This window comes from Thiofilum sp. (genome assembly GCF_016711335.1).
GTDB lineage: Bacteria > Pseudomonadota > Gammaproteobacteria > Thiotrichales > Thiotrichaceae > Thiofilum.
Genome location: NZ_JADJTF010000001.1, coordinates 3,018,618 through 3,034,535, shown reverse-complemented (window position 1 = coordinate 3,034,535; position 15,918 = coordinate 3,018,618). Strand labels below are relative to the sequence as shown.

Annotated in this window: 12 protein-coding genes; 5 read left to right on the top strand and 7 right to left on the bottom strand. The window is 43.1% G+C overall.

The window, feature by feature from the left end; all coding sequences use genetic code 11:
* Positions 1-55 precede the first annotated feature (55 nt).
* Positions 56-3,361, top strand: coding sequence for a DUF2126 domain-containing protein (locus IPL34_RS14390; protein ID WP_296842141.1), 3,306 nt, complete (start codon positions 56-58; stop codon positions 3,359-3,361).
* Positions 3,362-3,613: 252 nt separating this feature from the next.
* On the opposite strand, the gene IPL34_RS14385 is transcribed toward IPL34_RS14390, so the two are convergent.
* From IPL34_RS14385 to uraD, 5 genes are all read right to left on the bottom strand, one after another.
* Positions 3,614-4,159 carry a hypothetical protein gene (locus IPL34_RS14385; RefSeq protein ID WP_296842140.1) on the bottom strand — a complete coding sequence of 182 codons (546 nt, stop codon included), beginning with the start codon at positions 4,157-4,159 and terminating at the stop codon, positions 3,614-3,616.
* An 80-nt stretch (positions 4,160-4,239) separates the two neighbouring features.
* Positions 4,240-5,421 carry a urate hydroxylase PuuD gene (locus IPL34_RS14380; protein WP_296842139.1) on the bottom strand — a complete coding sequence of 394 codons (1,182 nt, stop codon included), beginning with the start codon at positions 5,419-5,421 and terminating at the stop codon, positions 4,240-4,242.
* A complete protein-coding gene (gene guaD / locus IPL34_RS14375; protein WP_296842138.1) occupies positions 5,422-6,726 on the bottom strand; it encodes a guanine deaminase in 1,305 nt (434 codons plus the stop codon).
* A 1-nt stretch (position 6,727) separates the two neighbouring features.
* Complete coding sequence (gene uraH / locus IPL34_RS14370) at positions 6,728-7,069, bottom strand: hydroxyisourate hydrolase (RefSeq protein ID WP_296842137.1); 342 nt, start codon at positions 7,067-7,069, stop codon at positions 6,728-6,730.
* On the bottom strand, positions 7,066-7,584 hold the full coding sequence (gene uraD / locus IPL34_RS14365; RefSeq protein WP_296842136.1) for a 2-oxo-4-hydroxy-4-carboxy-5-ureidoimidazoline decarboxylase: 519 nt from the start codon (positions 7,582-7,584) through the stop codon (positions 7,066-7,068). The genes uraH and uraD overlap by 4 nt, the downstream gene beginning before the upstream one ends.
* A gap of 225 nt (positions 7,585-7,809) precedes the next feature.
* Between uraD and IPL34_RS14360 the strand changes: the two genes are divergently transcribed.
* The 3 genes from IPL34_RS14360 to IPL34_RS14350 all read left to right on the top strand — a co-directional run bounded on the left by IPL34_RS14360 (position 7,810) and on the right by IPL34_RS14350 (position 13,440).
* Positions 7,810-10,626 (top strand): hypothetical protein, encoded by a 2,817-nt coding sequence (locus tag IPL34_RS14360; protein ID WP_296842135.1) that lies wholly within the window; start codon positions 7,810-7,812, stop codon positions 10,624-10,626.
* A gap of 135 nt (positions 10,627-10,761) precedes the next feature.
* Entirely contained in the window at positions 10,762-11,304 is a 543-nt protein-coding gene (locus IPL34_RS14355) for a hypothetical protein (RefSeq protein ID WP_296842134.1), read from the top strand.
* Positions 11,305-11,412: 108 nt separating this feature from the next.
* The gene (locus IPL34_RS14350) at positions 11,413-13,440 is read left to right on the top strand and encodes a hypothetical protein (protein ID WP_296842133.1); all 2,028 of its coding nucleotides are present in this window, start codon (positions 11,413-11,415) and stop codon (positions 13,438-13,440) included.
* On the opposite strand, the gene IPL34_RS14345 is transcribed toward IPL34_RS14350, so the two are convergent.
* Complete coding sequence (locus IPL34_RS14345; protein WP_296842132.1) at positions 13,437-13,964, bottom strand: thioesterase family protein; 528 nt, start codon at positions 13,962-13,964, stop codon at positions 13,437-13,439. The genes IPL34_RS14350 and IPL34_RS14345 overlap by 4 nt on opposite strands.
* Before the next feature lie 177 nt (positions 13,965-14,141).
* On the opposite strand from IPL34_RS14345, the gene IPL34_RS14340 reads away from it, so the two are divergent.
* Positions 14,142-15,269 carry a DUF2333 family protein gene (locus IPL34_RS14340; protein WP_296842131.1) on the top strand — a complete coding sequence of 376 codons (1,128 nt, stop codon included), beginning with the start codon at positions 14,142-14,144 and terminating at the stop codon, positions 15,267-15,269.
* Positions 15,270-15,411: 142 nt separating this feature from the next.
* Here IPL34_RS14340 and tnpA read toward each other — a convergent pair whose 3' ends face one another.
* A complete protein-coding gene (gene tnpA, locus IPL34_RS14335; protein ID WP_296839491.1) occupies positions 15,412-15,840 on the bottom strand; it encodes an IS200/IS605 family transposase in 429 nt (142 codons plus the stop codon).
* Positions 15,841-15,918: the final 78 nt, after the last annotated feature.

Below are 15,918 nucleotides of genomic sequence, written 5' to 3'. Positions count from 1 at the left end.
AACCTAGGGCTTAGATTCGCCTCCTCCATGATTCGATTCCAGCAAAGAGAATGTTATGAGTATTCACGTTACCCTTAATCACCGCACGGTCTATCACTTTGATCACTTTGTAAATTTATCTCCACATATTATCCGCTTACGTCCAGCGCCTCATACTCGTACCCCGATTCTAGCCTACTCCTTAACGGTTAAACCCGAAAACCATTTTATTAACTGGCAACAAGACCCGTTTGGTAACTGGCTAGCACGCTTAGTCATTAATGAACGCGCGAAGGAACTCAGCGTTGAAGTCAATCTCACCGCAGATTTAGTAGAGGTTAATCCCTTTGACTTTTTCGTCGAAGAATATGCACAACACTATCCGTTTAAATATGATGCTGAATTAGCTAAGGAACTCATTCCTTACTTGGAAATCCGCGAAGACGGTGAGCAACTCAAAAAATGGTTGAAAGGTATTGATTTTAACCAGACTAATACCATTTTATTTTTAGTGGCACTTAATCATCGTCTGCAACAAGATATTAATTACAATATCCGTATGGAGCCGGGGGTACAAAGCTGCGAACAAACCCTAAGCTTACGTACTGGATCGTGTCGGGATAGTGCGTGGTTATTAGTACAGATTTTGCGTCATTTAGGTTTAGCGGCACGTTTTGTGTCCGGTTATTTGGTGCAATTGACCCCCGATGTTAAAGCGTTAGATGGTCCTAGTGGTCCTAAAGAGGACTTTACTGATTTACACGCTTGGACTGAAGTGTATTTACCCGGTGCGGGCTGGGTGGGGCTTGACCCTACCTCTGGACTTTTTGCCAGTACCGGACATATCCCCTTAGCGTGTACCCCATCACCTAGTAGTGCCGCAGCGATTCACGGTTTTACCGATATATGCGAATCGACGATGGAGTACTCCAACACCGTCAAGCGTATTCACGAGGACCCTCGCGTTACTAAGCCTTATACCGATGCACAATGGACCGACATTATGGCATTAGGGCATCAGGTCGAGGCTAGTTTAGTTGCCCAAGATGTGCGCCTGACTATGGGCGGTGAACCCACCTTCGTGTCAGTGGACGATGTAGATAGTCCTCAATGGAATCAAGCCGCACTTGGTGAGCATAAGCGCGAACGAGCAGGTGTATTATTCCGCCGTATGCAGCAGGCTTTTAGCAAAGGCAGCTTATTACATTTCGGTCAAGGCAAATGGTATCCCGGCGAACCTTTCCCACGTTGGGCGTTAGCCTGTTATTGGCGCACCGATGGTTTACCTCTATGGAATAATCCTCAACTGATCGCAGATGATAATAAAGATTATGGCTATGGCTTAGAGGATGCACAGCGCTTTGCTTATTTGCTTTGCGAAAACTTGGGTCTTTCTACCGAGTTTTTAGTCCCCGGCTATGAAGATCGCCTCTATTACTTATGGAAAGAAGCCAGTCAACCGATTAATGTGGATTGGTTAGGGCTAGATCTTAAAAACAGTGAATACCGTAATGATTTAGTATTAGCCTTACAACGCGGGCTAAATACCCCGAATGGCTATGCCCTGCCCTTACGCTGGAATGCAATGGAGCAGAATTGGGATAGTGCGCCTTGGTATTTCCGTCGTGAAGCCATGTATCTGATTCCGGGTAATTCACCGATGGGGCTACGCTTACCCTTAGATAGTTTGCACTATACCCCGCAACATGAGCGTGAGGTCGAGGCACATTCTGACCCATTTGAAGATAAAAATGCTCTACCCGCTCATACTAATACCAAACCTCATAAACCTTATCCTAAAGAGTATTATGGGGAAATTATCCGCACCGCCTTATGTGTGGAAGCGCGGCATGGGCGTATGCATGTATTCCTACCGCCGTTTAACTCATTAGATCAGTATGTGGAACTCATCAGTGCTCTTGAGACTACTGCTGAGCAGCTTAATATGCCGCTGATGATTGAGGGCTATGAACCACCCCATGATCCACGCCTCAAATCCTTTAAAGTGACCCCTGACCCCGGCGTTATTGAGGTCAATATTCACCCTGCTAGCGCGTGGGACGAATTGGTGCATAACACCGAAACGCTCTATGAGGAAGCGCGTTTATCCCGTTTAGTTGCCGAAAAGTTTATGCTTGATGGGCGTCATACCGGAACGGGAGGCGGTAATCACGTCACACTAGGTGCTGCACGTCCGATTGATAGTCCTTTCTTACGTCGTCCTGATTTACTGCGTAGTCTAATTACCTATTGGCAAAATCACCCCGGACTTTCGTATCTGTTTTCAGGTACTTTCATTGGACCTACTAGCCAAGCACCGCGTGTGGATGAGGCGCGGGATAGCAGTCTGTATGAACTAGAAATTGCCTTCCAACATATGCCTACCGGAGAGGTTAATCAGCCTTGGCTCGTAGACCGACTACTGCGCAATTTACTGACTGACATTACGGGGAATACGCATCGGGCTGAGTTTTGTATTGATAAGCTCTATTCACCGGACTCTTATAGCGGACGCCAAGGTTTATTAGAGCTGCGTGCTTTTGAAATGCCGCCACATGCGCATATGTCATTAGTGCAAATGCTGTTATTACGTACTTTAGTCGCGCACTTTTGGAAAACGCCTTACCAGAAAAAATTGGTACGCTGGGGCACGGATTTACACAACCGTTTTATGCTACCGCATTTTGTGTGGGAGGATATGCGTGATGTATGCGATGAATTACAGGCGGCAGGTTTCCCCTTCCAATTAGACTGGCTGAAACCCTTCCATGAATTCCGCTTTCCAGTGTTTGGGCGCGTGCAATATCGGGGTATGGAAATCGAGCTACGCGCTGCCTTAGAACCTTGGAATGTATTGGGTGAGGAAATGAGTAGTAGCGGAACGGCTCGCTTTGTGGACTCCTCGATGGAACGCATTCAAGTCAAAGTGTCGGGGATTCGTGATGAGCGCTATGTGCTGGTATGTAATGGACGCCGCGTACCGCTACAAAATACCGGAGTGCAAGGTGAATATGTCGCTGGAGTCAAATTCCGTGCTTGGCAACCGCCCTCGGCTTTGCATCCGACTATCCCCGTGCAATCACCGCTAGTATTTGATCTGGTTGATACATGGAATGGTCGCTCGATTGGGGGCTGTACTTATCATGTGGTGCACGCGGGCGGGCGTAGTTATGAAACCTTCCCGATTAATGCGTATGAAGCCGAAGGCCGTCGTTTTTCACGCTTCCAAATGACCACTAATACCCCTGATGTCATTGAAGCTAAACCCTTATCCGAAGGCACTCGTCAGTTCTATACCAATGGAGTGGTCAAACCGATGGAGCCACCTAAGGAAGAGATTAATCCAGACTTCCCCAATACTTTGGATTTGAGACGGGTTTAAGTTCTATAACTTTAAGGACTAGGCAAACTATTTGCCTAGTCTTGTGCTAATGAATTAGCCAGCTCACGCCATCCTAATACTTTCACCCCACTGCGTACATAGCTCTCTTCACCCCCATAAACTAGCCAAGGTAGTTCAGTCGGTGAATTTCTCTGGGTCTCGTGCTTAATTGGCGGGGCAGCACTTCTATACTATTCCTATAATGGACTATAGGAATAGTATAAGTGATTTAATTAAATCTAGTCGATGGGCTTACTTACCGCCCTTACATAAACGCGACATTTCTTTGTTCCAAGGTAGTATATAAGCCTCTACATAAAATATATAATTACGACACGCACTACTACTATTAGATAAACACTCACCATAATTCTCTCCAAACTTATAGCCCTCTAGCCACTTAAGAGTTGACACAGCTCTAGGGCACAGTTTTGCCATTTCTGGAGTATTTAAGCCTAAAGGATTTCCCCTCTGATTTTGAGCCGCAGTTCTTCCATTACTGGTGAAAAAATACCGCATCCCCTGCTTAAAAGCGGAGCGAGCATCTTGCACAGCATTGCGCTTTTTAATCGCGGCTAATAAAGCGGTGTAGTGAGTATTAATCGCTTTTTGATCTTTAAACTGACGGGGTTTGATCTTATCAGGTGGTGCATTTAAAAAATATAAGGTATTCCCTACCACGCGTAAGCTAGAACGAGTGGTACTTGCGCTTATCGGCTCGGAAGCAGCTTTTACAGTTGACAATAGACTGCTCGCTAATAAGGCAAAGCAAAACGCTTTTATAAATGATCGCTTCATAATAGTTCCTTACAAAAAACTCTGTACATTAAATAACACATAGGTTTTATAGTTTAGTAAGAAACCTTCAACTTGATCTTCTATTTCTTCAATCCCTGATACCATTGCGCTATTAATTGCCGCTCCTCATCCGTGATCTGAGTTTTATTCATAAACGGCATATCTTTGGATACCACCGCACGGGCATAAATACGCTCAGCTTTGGCTAAAACCTGTGCCTCCGTGTCATACATGACCCCTGCTTGAGCCGTTTTAAACACATCATCGGTAGGCTGGGCCGCATGACATTGCAAACAACGACTTTGCACAATCGGCATAATTTGCGATGTCGTTACCGCTTTATTTTCAGTTTTAATAGCTTTAGGTGCAAACACCCAAATCAGGGTAGCAAAAGCTACTAATGCGCCGATTAAAATAGCGGGCTTAATAATCTCATGATGCTTTAAATTAAAGAAATGTCGTGCATAGGCAGTAATAGCAATCAGAGCACTTAAAATTAACCAACCATAATGATGACCATAAGTTATCGGATAATGATTACTAATCATGATTAAAATAACGGGCAAGGTAGCATAGTTATTATGGACTGAACGTAATTTAGCTTTATGCCCCCAAATTGGATCAGGCTGTTGACCATGACTTACTGCTGCAACCATTTTACGTTGCGAGGGCATAATAGTAGTAAACACATTAAAGACCATCGCCAAACCAATCATCGCTCCAATATGAATATACATAGCACGCGAGCTAATGAGCTGATCTAAGCCAAACGCTAACACTGTCAAAATGGCTAAAATCACTAAACCAAACTGTAAGTTCTTTTCTACCAAAGGTGTGCGACATAATACCTCATAAATAAGAATAAATAAGGCTATAGCCCCGACTCCAATAGCAATCGCTTGCCATTGTGTCAGAGCCATTTTAGCGGGGTCAATGGTATAGCTCGATGCTCCCACATAATACAGTAAAGCTAATAAGATAAATCCGGTAATTCCGGTGGTATAAGCCTCCCATTTAAACCAATGTAAGGTCTTGGGCATTTGCTCAGGGCCTAAAGAATACTTCGCTACCTCATAAAATCCGCCGCCATGAATCGCCCATAAATCACCTTTAATACCCTTATCTTTTTTCCATTGTGGTGGCTCGCGTAAACTATTATCCAGCCACACGAAATAAAACGACGCACCAATCCATGCAATACCCGTAATTAAATGTAAAAAGCGCACCACAAAATTGAGCCATTCATATAAATAGGTTTCCATTTATGCCTCCCGTTGATGCACTAATTGTCCCATGCTATAAGTCGCTGCAATACAACGATCATCGCCTAAGGTATTTAAAACAAATAACTGTTCTTTAAGTGTTTTACAATGCTCACTACGCAGCTTTAATAAAGGTGTGGCTTTAGGGTCAACTAAAATAAAATCGGCTTCATTACCAATACTAAAATTACCCACCGTTCCTACTAAATCCAGCACTTTTGACCCGCCTAAGGTAGCTAAATACAAAGCCTTGAACGGGTCTAAACTACGTCCTCGTGCTTGCTGCACTTCATAGGCACTCGCCATCGTTTTAAACATAGAAAAACTCGTTCCGCCCCCTATATCCGTGCCTAAACCCACCTTGATTTTAAAGCGCTCTAATTGGCTTAAATCCATAGTGCCTGAGCCTAAAAACTGATTCGAGGTAGGGCAATGCGCAATGCCTGATTGAGTAGTCGCTAAACACTCACATTCATCCGCACTTAAATGTACCCCATGCGCAAAAACACTGCGTTTCACTGTGAGTCCCGCTTGGTGGTAAACATCGGTATAGCTACTGGCTGCGGGAAATAGCTCTTTTACCCAAGCAATTTCATTCACATTCTCAGATAAATGAGTATGCAGATAAACATCAGGGTATTCCTGCAATAATTGCGCCGCTTTCGCTAATTGCTCTGGCGTACTGGTAGGAGCAAAACGCGGGGTGACGGCATATTGCAAGCGCCCGATCTGATGCCAACGTTCAATCAGAGCTTTAGAGTCGGTATAACTACTTTCCGGCGTATCAATTAAGTAGTCAGGTGCATGACGATCCATCATGACTTTTCCCGCAATCATACGCAGATTAAGCGCAAGGGCTGCTTTAAAAAATGCATCGACCGATTGTGGATGCACCGTACCGAATACTAAAGCGGTAGTGGTGCCATTGCGTAATAATTCTTGTAGAAAAAACTTGGCTATTTCAGCCGCATACGCTTCATCTTTAAATTGGCTTTCGACCGGAAAAGTATAGGTATTGAGCCATTCTAATAATTGTGTGCCAAACGCCGCCACCATTTCGGTCTGAGGATAGTGAATATGGGTATCGATAAATCCGGGGAGAATAAAATAATCAGGATAATGTTGTATGCTGAGTGTACTAGGAAAGTTGGGCAGTAAATCAGCGGCATTACCTACTTGTTTGACCCGCCCTGCCTCGACCCACAGCAGTCCATCCTCCCAGTACTGCCACGCTTGTTCACCTACCTCAGTCGGGTCTGCCACAAAATGCAGTACTTTACCTCGCCATGCGCCAGTAGTGTGCATCTTAACTGCCTCGATAAGTGGAATAACCAAACGGACTCAAGAGCAAAGGAATATGGTAATGTTGACCCTCACCGGTAATCTGAAACACAATTTCAGCATAGGGGTAAAAAATAGGTTGTTGCATGCTTTGCAAGTAGCATTCTAAAGCAAAGTGCATTTGATAGCGCCCTGCGGCAAGTATTTGCTCATTAGGCAGTAACCCCACCACTCGACCATCGCTATTGGTTACGCCTTGGGCGAGTACTTGCCATTGTCCCGCCTCCCACAGACTTAAACGCACACTGACCCCTTGAGCGGGTTTGCCGAGTGCCGTGTCTAAAATATGCGTAGTAATTTGGCTCATGCGACCTCCAAGGAGTTGAGTAATTTTTCTAAACGAATGCGGGTAATTTTGCGTTGCTCTTCTGCTGCATTTTGTACCTCAATGGTACGCTCATTAGGCAAACGCGCCTCCAGTAACGCTAACATTTCGGCTGCACTTTTGCCCGTAGCACACACAATAAAAATAAAACCAAATTTAGCTTCATAGGCGTGATTGCCTGCTGCGAGGCGTTGCAGTACCTCATCACTGGCTTGATTGACACTGGACTGCTCACCGGAGGCTAGCGCTTTGGTATTAGCATATTTTTGTTTTAAGGAACTGACATCACCAATTTTGGGATGCCCCTCAAACGCCTCTAAATAATCCGCCTCGTCTAATGCTGCCCAAATAGTATCGGCTTTTTCAAAGAGCTGTGCTTCACTCACAAAAGGCAAGGATTGCACCATTTGGCTCACCCAACGCTGTGCCACACAACATTGAGTAAAGGCGGTTGTCAATTGAGCGGCAGGCAGTTGATTCAGCTTAGCAATGCGCATAAGTGGCAATCCTTAGAGTAGTGAGAACATAAAATTTGACTACTAAGTCAAGTGAGTAACTATAAGAATACTCTAGTTTTCAAGCAAGAATTAAACCAAGCCACGCGCAGGATTAGTAATATTCAAGCACTTTTGTTCAATTACTTGGTACTACTCCGGTAATTAAAATCTGACCTATACTCTTTATTAACCACACTGCAACCTCAAGGCTAGGGGAGATACACGATGCATTTACTAATCAAACTGCTTTGTACTCTACTCCTGAGTGCGCCCCTATGCGTTCAAGCGGCTGAACCTATTTTGTTTGTCGGTGATGATTCCATGACAGGCGAGCAACTGTGGAAAACAGATCATACCGCGCAACAGACACAGGTGCTGACCTATCTTACTCAAACCCCTAATGCCAGCTCTTATCCCTACCCTTTAGGTAGTCTAGGGAAATGGGGTATTTTTGCTGCTTTCAGCCCTGAAACCGGAACGGAACTCTGGCGCACCGATGGCACACCTCAAGGTACAACGCTACTTAAAGATTTAGTTGCAGGAACCCAAAGTAGTTTGGATTTTCCACTACTAAATCGAGCTAGCGCGGTTACTGTGAATAACCGCCTGCTATTTTGGGGGTCTAATGATAATAATTTAATTTTAATCAGTACCGATGGCACGCCAGATAACACTCAGATTATTCAAACATTTCCCCTAAATGAAAATAATGAGCGTCTTAATCGTGTTTTTTATGCCTTAGGCAATTATCAATTTTTTTGGAGCGATGATGGCAAGCAAGGTGTAGAACTGTGGCGCACCGATGGTACTCATGCAGGTACTCAATTAGTCGTGGACGCTACCAAAGAGCTACCGAATATCACCGAGCCGCGCTCTTTTGAACCTAAAGCAGTGACTAATGGCACAACACTCTATTTTATGAGTCTTGATACACTCGGTCATTATGAAGATAAAGTCACTCAAAGTTTATGGGCGACTGATGGTAATAAAACGGAACGTCTTTATACATTTACTGAGCCAAAAATCGCCCCTGCTCAACTCATAGCCGCCAATTCTCACTATATTATCTACAGACTCGGTTATTTTAGTAACAACACTGCTTTTCCTCCTTTGGAACTTTTTAATTTAGCTACACGAAAAGTCCAGTCTTTAAAAACATCTCAGCAAGCCCCTGTTGATGCTATGAATGTAACTATTCAAGAAGCACAATTTTGGGAGGATGCTTTATATTTATGGACAATAGATGAGCATCATAACCAATTATGGCAAGTCGATTTGACTACTCATACTATTAAAAAAGTTATTTCTCTAATAGATCCCTCCCCTGAGCACACCAATAACCCACGCTTTTTCCTGTTTGCCAAGCGGCTCTACTTCTTTATGATGGATGGATCACGTCCTAGTCAATTATGGCTTACCGATGGAACTACTCAAGGCACACAAAAATTAGTGGACTCACCCGAAAATGGCAAAGACTTATTTATAGGGCAAGCTTGGTCTGACTTACCTACTCCTTATGTTATTAGAGGCGACTACTTAATTTTCCCTACTTTTTCAGCCAAAGGAGGAGAGTTTGCGCAGCTGTGGAGTATTAGTCAAACTAACCCTACTAAGCCTGTATTATTAGGTGAATTCGCTAATCCTTATTTATTACGTCCTGCCCTTAGTGATAATGATAAACTCCTGTATTTCATCAGTGATAAACAACGTTTTCAAACCGATGGTACAAAACTCGGTACTAAAACACTGGGTACTGAACCTTTAATGCATGAAAATAGACTACCCACTGACAATATAACAGACTACTCTAAACTTCCCCCACCAAGATGGTTAATTAAATATCAGAATGCGTCATCCGGTAAAGAGGCTTTTCTCACCGATATTTCACCCTCTATTGACAACCTATTAGCTTTACCCACTAACCCACCTAGTTGGTTAGCTAAATACCAAGATATAAAAGTTGGTGCTGAGCCTTGGTTAATCACTACTGCGCCTAAAACCAATCAATTATTAAAAGATATTAATACTCACCCAGCGCCCAGTAGATTAGGCGCTTTACAATCAGCGCAAGGTGACTGGTATTTTTCTTTAGAAGATCAGTGGTGGTTTAGTGATGGTACGAGTACTAATACTCATCCGGTTAATGGTATTAATGAAAACGAAAAGCTACCCTTAGATTTCTATGTCAGCACTCAAAAAGGCAAGGTCTTCTATTTTCTCACTCAAAACGACCAGCAGCTTTTTTCACTCTGGCAAGCCGAAAAAGGGCAAGCTAAGCGTTTAAATATAAACTTAGAGGGCAAAAAGGTAAGAATATTTCCAAGCCAACAGGGTTTATATATCCTGTCTTATCCCAAAAAAGGCGGCTATGAGCTATCCAAATGGCAAAACGAAACACTCACTCCTGTCATGAGCCACCCTCAAAAACGTATGGATTACTTACTAGAAACGCCTGATGGAATAGTCTATGTTCTCGACCATCCTCTTAATGTGATGAAAGATGAAGAGGCTATGTTACCGACTTTATGGCTGCGCCCCACTAATAATAAACCCGATATTTTACTGAGCAGCGAAGCCATGATTGACGATGCGCTTACTTTATCCAAGGATTTTATATTACCCACTCAACATCAAGTCTACTCCAAGCATGTAGACTCTCAAGCTGATGATCTTTCCTACTTACATCGTATCGATTTTAAAAACCAAAAGCTTCAACCGATTAAATTAACCTTTGGTGAGAATACCGCTTATGATTTTACCATACTCGCTAGTCCTCAAGGATTATTTATTAGCGCCAGTCTTGAGAATAAGGGCAATGAGTTATGGTTTCTCCCTGAGACTACCGAACAAATGACTTTACTCAAAACCTTCCCAACAGAGGTAGAACTAAAACCCATTCAAGTTATCAATAATACCTTATATTTTAATGTCAGAAGCAATACTCAAAAAACTTCAGACACTGATGCTTTATGGTCAAGTGAAGGAACACCAAACTCTACTCGTGAAATCAAACAAGGTGTCACTATGCTACGTAGACCCTAAAAAACAGGAATTAACTAAAACAAGGTATTTTGAAATGTATTTCAAAAGGTAAATAAGTCACCTAGCTCAGTTTAGCCTTGTTAATCTATACTGATCAGTAAAGTGATTCATGTTTTAGGGCTAGAGGGGTGTGTTATGCGTTTATATCTTGCAGCATTACTGTTATTAGTGACTGGAATTAGTTTAGCAGATTCCCCACCTTCTCTCTTATTTGCAGGTACAACTCCCGCGCTTGGCACACAGCTATGGCAAACCGATAATACCCCGCAACATACTAAAATCCTTACCTATTTGGTTAATACCCCTAATGGTAATTCCAAACCTTATCCTGTAGGTTCAATAGGTCAATGGGGCATTTTTGCGGCACACACGCTAGAAACGGGCTATGAACTGTGGCGCACCGATGGTACTCCCCAAGGCACACAATTACTCAAAGAATTAGTAAAAGGCGCTGAAAGTGGTATGCCTAGCAGCACTGACTTTATGGGCACTCCTTCTATCCAACATAAACAACATTTACTATTTTGGAGTCGTACCCCGCAAACCTTATCTTTGACTACCACAGATGGCACACCTGAACGTACTGAAATACTGAAAACCTTCCCTATTAAAGCCGCTGAATCAGCGCTCCATACTGATCCCACCTTTTATAGTCTAGGTGCGTATCAATTATTTTAGGCTGAGGATCAGTTATGGCGGACGGATGGTACTGCTACGGGCACACAATTATTCATTGATACCACACTAGAAAACCATAACGCTGATTATGGATTTTATATCAGCGCTATGGTAGCTAATAACTTACTCTATTTTATTAGTCCAGACCAAAATACCAGTTATGGAAAACCTACTACTCAAACCTTATGGGTTACGGATGGCATTAAGACCACTAAACTCTATAACTTCTCTATTGATCAAAGTATTTATCTATTAGCGGCTAATGAACACTCACTGATTTATACTTTAAGCAATACCTACGGTACAATGCCAGCCGTATGGCGTTTTGATCTTAATCAAAAAACCACTGAATTAATCTATCAGCTTCCCAAACCCTCTATTGAGACCGCAGATGCGGGGATAACTAGCGCCCGCTTTTGGCATGATCGTTTATATATTTGGTTTGAATTTTTTGATCAAAATGATTCGAGCGAATTATGGGTCATAGACTTAGCTAATAAAAAAAGCGAAAAACTGGTTAAGCTGCCTAATCCTAATCGTGAATATAAAGCTCGACCTGAGTTATTTAATTTTGCCGATCAGCTTTATTTTTTTACTAAAGATGGGGTCAGACCTAACCAATTATGGCTCACAGATGGAACGGCTAAGGGCACTAAAAAACTCTTAGAAACGGCGGAAGGTTATTATGCTGGAGGTGCGGGTGATTCTTGGTTTGATATACCGAGTGCTTATGTCATACGCGGAGACTATTTAATTTTCCCTACTTTTTCAGAAAAAGGGCGCGAATTTTCTAAACTCTGGAGTATATCTAAATCTCAGCCCACACAACCTATGCTCTTAGGTGAATTTGCTGATCCTTATTTATTGCGCCCTGCCCCTAATGATCAGGGTAAACTCTTATATTTCATTAGTGGCAAGCAACGCTTTCAAACCGATGGTACTCTAGCAGGTACTAAAGCTTTTGGTAATGAACCGCTACGAGTTGACTGGGAACCACAACCTTGGCCAGTCAGTGCCCTAGTCAATACCTTAGCCCTTCCCACTAATCTGCCTAGTTGGCTAGTGAGCCATCAAGACGCTAAAACAGGTATTGAACCTTGGGTGGTCACTACTCATCCTAAACAAACTAAATTATTAAAAGATATTAATACTCAGCCCGCGAGTGCCGACCTTAGAGACTTACAAAAAACGGCTCAAGGTTGGTATTTTAAATTAGGCTCTCAGTTATGGTTCAGTGCAGCCAATACCACTAGCGCACAGCCTATTAATCTACCTGCTAATGAAACACTAAAAACTGGAGTTTATAATAGCACTGTATACAATAATCACTTATATTTTCTTACTCATGACAGTGATGAAACCATTTCACTCTGGCAAGCAGATAAAGATAAAGCCACCCAACTTTATAAGATCGGTAAAGGGCTAGCCTTTATTTACCCAAGTCTAAGCGGTATTTATATAGCACATAGCATATCCAAACCGGATTATAGTTATGACCATCAATTAATGCATTGGGAGGCTAATAAGGGGATTAGTACTTTAATGCCTAGCACTACACCTATAAATCCTCATTATTTATTAGCGACGCCACAGGGTCTAGTAGCCTTATTAAATCCTATTGATAACACTACGTCTAATCTTAGTTTATGGCTGGATCCTATTGATAAAAAACAAGCCACTTTATTAATGGACGGCTTTTATTTTAATGGCTTAGCTAATGGAGTATTACTTCCCACCTTAAATCAAATATATTTCAAGCATCAACCCACGGGTGAAGCTACGAAGTTTTATCTTATCGACTTTAATAATAAAAAAATGCATTTATTACCTATACAATTAGGCTCAGACCCCACTATTGAGATTAATGCACGCTCAAGCACATTAGGTGTCTTTTTCCAAGTGCGCGTCCAAGATCATGAAGAATTATGGTTTCTAGAAGAAAATAAAGAACAGGCGCAACCCATTAAAGTATTTCCAGCAGGCGTAAACCTGCAACTGATCGATACGGAAGGTGATACTTTATATTTCAATGTGAGCCAAAGTTATGAACACGGACAAGGGGATTTATGGTTGAGCCAAGGCAGCGCAGCCACTACCCAATTACTTAAGGCTGGGGTAGTGATGGAATTTCCTTAAATATCCGGCCAAGGACGCAGTGCATCTGCCTCACTCCATGCTTTTACCCAATCGGGTAATGCGGGTTGCCATTGGGTTTGCTGCATAGTGGCTAAAATGGTTTGAGTGGGAATTAATTTTCCCTTACTCACCACGGCGGCACGAATCAGGGCAGACGCATGCCAAACACCCTCGCGTTGGTGAGTCTGCTGGAAATAAAACCACTTCTCATCATAACCTAATACTTGAGTATGCTGTTCAAAACGTTGCCTCGGATGTAAGCGTTTGCGATAACGCACGCTGCTGCCTGCAACTACAAAGCCCCAACGATTGCGCTTAACCTCTTTCCACAAACCAGTCCGCACTGCAAACACAAAACGCCCAATATCAAACAGGGTTAAATGCCGCCCATTATTCATCTCACCAAAAATATCACTATCGGTCAGACCTACACGCAAGGGAATCACACAGGTGTCTGAGATTGCCAAAGGCGGAGCGGATCTAGCTTTATACATCGCTACGAAAAATCGAAACCACGGATACATAGTTACTCCTGCGCTTAACTTACCATCGCAGTATCACAAAACTGCGGGGTTAACATAACACAGATTTATGTCATTCCCTTGATGTAAATAGGTCATTCATGAGTAGTTAATTGAAAAAAACCAGACTCGCACCCATAGTTGACTAAAATAATCAACAAATAGGGAGTTTGGATAACTATGGATCTTAACCATACTGTGACAAGTACCTCTGCTAAACTAGCTAAACCCATGACCGTATCATTTTGGCGTGAGAAAGGCTGGCGCTGGACTGTCAAAATTTTAGTCGTTCTTTTTATTATTGCCCAAGTGGTACTAATGCTGTATTGGAGTTACGAGCCTCGCGCTTTTGATGTGCGCGAAAACGCCTATCAAACTCTGAATATTGCCCCTAATGAACCCTTAAAACCGGGCGTGATTACCGCCGCCACTTATTCGCGGGTGGCTAGCACTTTATTAGATAAACACGGTGGCTATCTGAGCAACGATGTCTCCGTACCCGGTATAGTCATGGATAATATGCCTAATTGGGAGTTTGGCGTGCTGACTCAAGTACGTGATTTTTCGTTAGCGATGCGCGATGATTTTAGCCGCTCACAATCTCAATCGACTGCTGATCCCGACTTAGTGACAGCGCATACCCGTTTTAATACCGACCACACGCTTTGGCTACTCCCTCCTGCTGAAAACCAATATCGTGGCGGGGTAGAGGCAGTTGATGCTTACCTTCAGCGCTTACAAACCGGAGAAGCTACTTTTTCAGCTCGCTCGGATAATCTCAATAGTTGGCTCTCTAAAGTACAACGGCAATTAGGCTCACTCTCGATGGCATTGGGTGCAAGCGTGGGCTTGCGTCATGTTAAAGAAACCAACCCTCTTGCTGCCGATACTCAAGTTAATCAGACTGAAAACCCTGCACCTGATGCCCCTACGAGCGTTACCGGTTTACCTACCACCACTGAAATTGAAATCGCCCCTGATAATCCCAATGAAATTATTGTCACCACACCACGCTTTCAGGTGGATAATGTGTTTTATCAAGCACGCGGACAGACTTGGGCTATTTTGCATTTATTAAAGGCTATTGAGGTTGATTTTGCTGATATTTTAAAGCAAAAAAATGCCTTAGTGAGTCTTCAACAAATTATCAATAAGCTTGAAAGTACCCAAGATTTTATCTGGAGTCCGATTATTTTAAATGGTACTGGCTATGGTTTATTGGCTAACCATTCATTAGTGATGGCGTCACAAGTAGCGCGGGCGAATGCGGCATTAATTGATTTAGGCAAGCTCTTGCGTGAGGGTTAAATAAGGCGCTTAACTGTAAAAAGGCGAGTTTGATACTCGCCTTTTTATGCTTAATTCAATATTCAATACTTAACAACCATCAGCTAAAGCTGAAGGGTTCGCTAAAAGGACTAAAGTCCGGATACGGGTCGAATAGACCCGTCTAGCCTTCTGTCTTAAAGTTATCCTCTAACCTCGGTTCAAAGTGATGCTCTAAATACGCCTTAATCATCTCAGCACTCAATTCCCCTGAAGTCGCACAAAAATAACCCCGCGCCCAAAAATGCTGTCCCCAATACCGCTTTCTTAAATCCGGGTAGCTTTCAAAGATTTTTGCCGCACTTCGACCCTTAATTCGGCGCATGATCTCGCTCGGTGCTAGCTCCGGTGGCACCGATAACAACAAATGCACATGATCCTTGCTCACCACCCCCTTCACTATTTCTATCTCAAAGGCTTGACAGGTTTGACGGATCAACTCCCGTATCTTTAACCCCACATCCCCTTTCAGTACCGGATAGCGGTATTTCGTCACAAATACAAAGTGATACTCAATCCGGTAGACGGTGTGGCTTCCATACCGATACTCCATCTCTCACGACCTCATGCCAACCTTCATCCAGCTAGTATCGCAGATAAATCTGACCGTCTAAAGACGGTGGTTTTAACC